This window comes from Azospirillum oleiclasticum, from assembly GCF_013423485.1.
Classification (GTDB): domain Bacteria; phylum Pseudomonadota; class Alphaproteobacteria; order Azospirillales; family Azospirillaceae; genus Azospirillum; species Azospirillum oleiclasticum.
Window position 1 is genome coordinate 1 of record NZ_JABFFR010000086.1, and the last position, 4,450, is coordinate 4,450.

At 76.9% G+C, this 4,450-nt stretch carries 2 protein-coding genes; both read left to right on the forward strand.

What is annotated here, in order from left to right:
• Positions 1-271 precede the first annotated feature (271 nt).
• Entirely contained in the window at positions 272-1,507 is a 1,236-nt protein-coding gene (locus HL658_RS36300) for an exonuclease SbcCD subunit D C-terminal domain-containing protein (protein WP_180286960.1), read from the forward strand.
• Positions 1,504-4,450: AAA family ATPase (locus HL658_RS36305; protein WP_180286961.1), on the forward strand; the 2,947-nt coding region annotated here is incomplete at its 3' end. The genes HL658_RS36300 and HL658_RS36305, both read left to right, overlap by 4 nt.

Consider the following 4,450-nt stretch of genomic DNA (forward strand, 5'->3'; position numbering starts at 1 on the left):
CCCCCCGTCCGGAGACGCGTTTCGGAGCGCCAGCTTCCCGGCGCCGCAATCCGCTACCCTGTCTCGGGGGGCACCGACCCGCGCCGCTTCGTCAGCAGCACCGCGTCGGTGAACGGGGTTTTAGGCCAACCACTCCAAACCGCGCAAGTACTTTTTTCACTGCCTCGTCATTTTTCTGAAACCCGGCGGCGGAGGGTCCACCGCGTTGCGCGGGGTGCGGCCGGCTGGCTAGAGTGCGGGCCGTTCCCGATCCCGCTGACCCCGGCCGTCCATGCGCCTCCTCCACACCGCCGACTGGCATCTCGGGCAGACCCTGCACGGGGTGTCGCGCGAGCATGAGCACCAGCACTTCCTCGACTGGCTGCTCGACCGGTTGGAGGAGCACGCGGTGGACGCGCTGGTGATCGCCGGCGACCTGTTCGACGGGCAGAACCCGCCGATCACAGCACTCGCCCAGTTCTACCGCTTCGTGGCGGCGGCCAAGGGGCGGCTCCCCGACCTCGACATCGTCGCCATCGCCGGCAACCACGACAGCGGCAGCCGGCTGGAGGCGCCCTCCCCCCTGCTCGACGCGATGGGGGTGCGGATCGTCGGATCGCTTCCCGTCGATGGGGCCGGCGCCTTCGACCCCGAGCGCGCGGTGCTGGCGCTGACCGACAGGACGGGTGCGGTCGCCGCCCGCTGCGTCGTCGTCCCCTATCTGCGCCCGGCCGACCTGCCGGCGGTGGACGAGGCCGAGGGCGACCCGCTGATCGAGGGGGTGCGCCGCCTCTACGCCGCCGCCGCCGAGGCCGGGCGCGCCCGCCTGCGCCCCGGCGAGGCGCTGATCCTGACCGGCCACTGCTACATGGGCGGCGGCGAGCTGTCGGATCTCAGCGAGCGCAAGATCCTCGGCGGCAACCTGCACGCCCTGCCCGCCGACATCTTCTGCGCGGACGCCGCCTATGTGGCGCTCGGCCACCTGCACCGGCCGCAGGCGGTGGGCGGGCGGGACGGCGTGCGCTACAGCGGCTCCCCCATCCCGCTGGCGCTGGACGAGGAGCCTTACCCGCATCAGGTCGTGCTGGCGGAGTTCGCCGCCGGCCGGCTGGTGGAGCGCCGCGCGCTGCGGGTGCCGCGGGTGGTGGAGATCCGACGGGTGCCCGGCAACGGCGCCGCGGCGGAGCCGGAGGCGGCGCTGGCGGCTCTCCGCGCCCTGCCGCTCGACCCCGCCCTGCCGCCGGAACGCTGGCCCTATCTGGAGGTGACGGTGGCCCTGCCCGAGCCGCGGCCGGGGTTGCGGGACGAGGTTGAGGCGGCGCTGGCCGGGCGCCCGGTGCGGCTGCTGAAGCTGACCGTACGCCCCACCGGCGACGGGCGTACGCTGGCTGAGAGCGCGGTGCGGGCCGAGCTGTCCGACCTGTCGCCCGAGGACGTGTTCCGCCGCATCCACGCCCGCCGCCACGAGAGCGAGCCCGATCCGGCCCTGCTCGCCGCCTTCCATGAGCTGCTGGAGGACATGGCATGAGGATCCTCGCGGTGCGCGGCGCCAACCTCGCCAGCCTCGACGGCCCCTTCGCGGTGGAACTGGCCGACGGGGCGCTGGCGCGCGCCGGGCTGTTCGCCATCACCGGCCCGACCGGGGCCGGCAAGAGCACCATCCTCGACGCGCTCTGCCTCGCCCTGTTCGACAGCATGCCGCGCCTGCCCAAGGGGCGCGGCGTGGCGGCGGCGCGCGAGGGCGAGGGCGACCAGATCCAGGTCAGTGACGTGCGCGCCGTGCTGCGGCGCGGTGCCGGGCACGGCTTCGCGGAGGTCGACTTCATCGGCCGCGACGGCGCCGCCTACCGCGCGCGCTGGGAGGTGCGGCGGGCGCGGCAGCGGGCGCGCGGGCTGCTCCAGCCGCAGGGCATGAGTCTGACCTCGCTGGACGGCAGCCGCCGCTTCGGCGACCGCAAAGGCGAGGTGCTGGCGGAGATCGAGGTGCGGCTGGGGCTCAGCTTCGAGCAGTTCCGCCGCTCCGTCCTGCTGGCGCAGGGCGATTTCGCCACCTTCCTGAAGGCGCCGGCGAAGGAGCGCTCGGCGCTGCTGGAGCTGTTGACCGGCACCGAGATCTACTCCCGCATCTCCGCCGCCGCCTTCGAGCGCTGCGCCCGGGAACGCCGCGGGCTGGACGAGTTGGAGGCCCGGCGCGGCGCCATCGCCGTGCTGCCCGACGACAAGCGCGCGGCGCTGGAGGCGGACGCCCAGGCCCAAGCGGACGCCGTGGCGGCACTGGAAACCGCGGTGCAGGCGGCCCGCGACGCCGTCGCCTGGCACGAGCGCGACGCCCGGCTGGCTGCCGGTGTCGCCGCCGCGGAGGCCGAGAGCGAGGCCGCGAAACGCACGGCCGCCGACGCGCAGCCACGCCGCGACTCGCTGGCGGAGCACCGCGCCGCATTGCCGCTGCGCCAGCCGCTCGACGACGCCGACCGCACCGCCGCCGACCACCGTGAGTCGGAAGCCGCCCGCGCCCGCGCCGCCGAGGCGCTGGTCCAGGCCCGGCAGCGGCTGGCCGTCACCGGCGAGGCGCACGCGGACGCCCGCCGCACCTTCGAGCGGGCGGTCGCCCGGCGGGCCGAGGTGGAGCCGGAGATCGAGCGCGCCCTGGCGCTCGACGGGCAGATCGCCACCCTCAACGCCGAACAGGCCGAGGCCCAGGCCGAGCATGACGGGGCCGCAGCGCGCAGGGCCGCGGCCGAACAGGCCGCCGAAGCGCTGGAGCAGGAGCTGGCCGCGCTGCGCAAGGCACTGGCAGCGCTCGACGACCGGCTGGCCGCGGAGCGGGATCTGGAGCCGGTCGCCGCGGAGTGGGGGCGGTGGGACTCAGGCCTAGCCCGCGTCATCGACGCCACCACCACCGGCCGAGACGCCGACGAGCGGCTGCACCGCTGCACCGCTGCGGTGGCGGAGCACGAGACGGCGCTGGCCGATCTGGAAAGCGCCTGCGCCGTCGCCACCACCGCGCGCGACGGGGCGTCCGCCGCGGCCGAGGCGATCCGGGAGGAGCCGGCCCCGGCGCTCGCCGAGGTCGGACGGCGGCGTGACGCCCTGGCGCGGCGGCGCGACGCACTGACCGATCTGGCCGGACTGGCCCGCACGGGCTCGCGCGTTACCGCGGCGCTGCGGGAGGCCGAGGCCGAACGCGGCGCCTGCCACGCGGCCGCCGAGACGGCCGCGACCGGGGAGCGCGACGCGGAGCTGGCGGTCGCCCGCGCCGAATCGGCCCTCACCGAGGCGGAGGCGACGCTGCGCCGGCTGCACCTCGCCCGCAGCCAGGATGTGCAAGCGCTGCGCGCCGAGCTGCGGGAGGGGGAGCCCTGCCCGGTCTGCGGCGCCGACCATCACCCCTTCGCCGACAGCGCCGCGGAAGCAGCACTCGCCCGGCTGGACGCGGAGCAGGAGGAGCGGGTCTCCGCCCTGCGGGCGGAGCGGACGGCCGGGGTCGAGGCGCGGGCCGGGCAGCGGACGGCGCGCAAGGCGGCGCTCGACCGCGCCGCGGCGCTCGCCCGGCAGATCGCGATCCTGACCGCCGAGCGGGTCGGAATGGCGGAACGCTGGACCACCGTCGCGGCGGCGACCGACGAGGGGCTGCCACCGGAACCCTGGAGCGACGGTGCAGCCGACGCCGTGACAGCCCGGCTGGCCGTGGTCGGGGCGGAGCTGGCGGCGGTCGCGCGCGACGAGGCGCTGGCGCTCGACCGGCAATCCCGGCTGGACCGGGCGGACGCGGCGCTGCGCGGCGCCGAGGCGGCGCTAACGGCGACGGCGACGGCGCTGGAGTCGCGGCGGCGCGACCGTGATGCCGCTGGTCACGCGCTGGCGATCGCCGGCAACGACCGCGACCGAGCGACAGCCACGCGCGACGCGGCGCTGGCGGAGCTGGCGAAACCCTTCGCCGGACTACCCGGCTGGCGGGAGGCGCTGGCCGCCGACGCCGCCGGCTTCCGCACGCGTTGCGCCGCGCGGGTGCAGGGCTTCCGCCGCACCCGATCCGACCGGGACGAGCGGGCGTCGGCCATCGAGGCGGCCGCCGCGGAGCTCGCCGGCCGCAAGGCGGAGCGTGAGGCCGCCCGGCAGGCGGACGCGCTGGCGGCACGCCGGGCCGGCGCGCTCGCCGACCGGCTGGCCGAGCTGGGAACGGCGCGTGGCAGGCTGCTGGGTGGACGCTCCGTCGCGGCGGTGCGGGCGGAGCTGGAGACGGAACGGATCGAGGCGGACCGCCGCGTCGAACTGCGCACCGTGGAACGACAGGACGCGGCGTCGCGCCTGTCGGCCGCCGAACAGGAGATCGCCACCCGCGAGGAGGCGGCGCGCCGTTGCGAGGAGCGGGCGGCCGCGGCGGCCCGCGCGCTGGAGACGGCCTCCGCCGCGGCCGGCATCACCGCGGCGGAGGCCCGGCGCCGCCTGGCCCGCGGCGACGGCTGGCTGG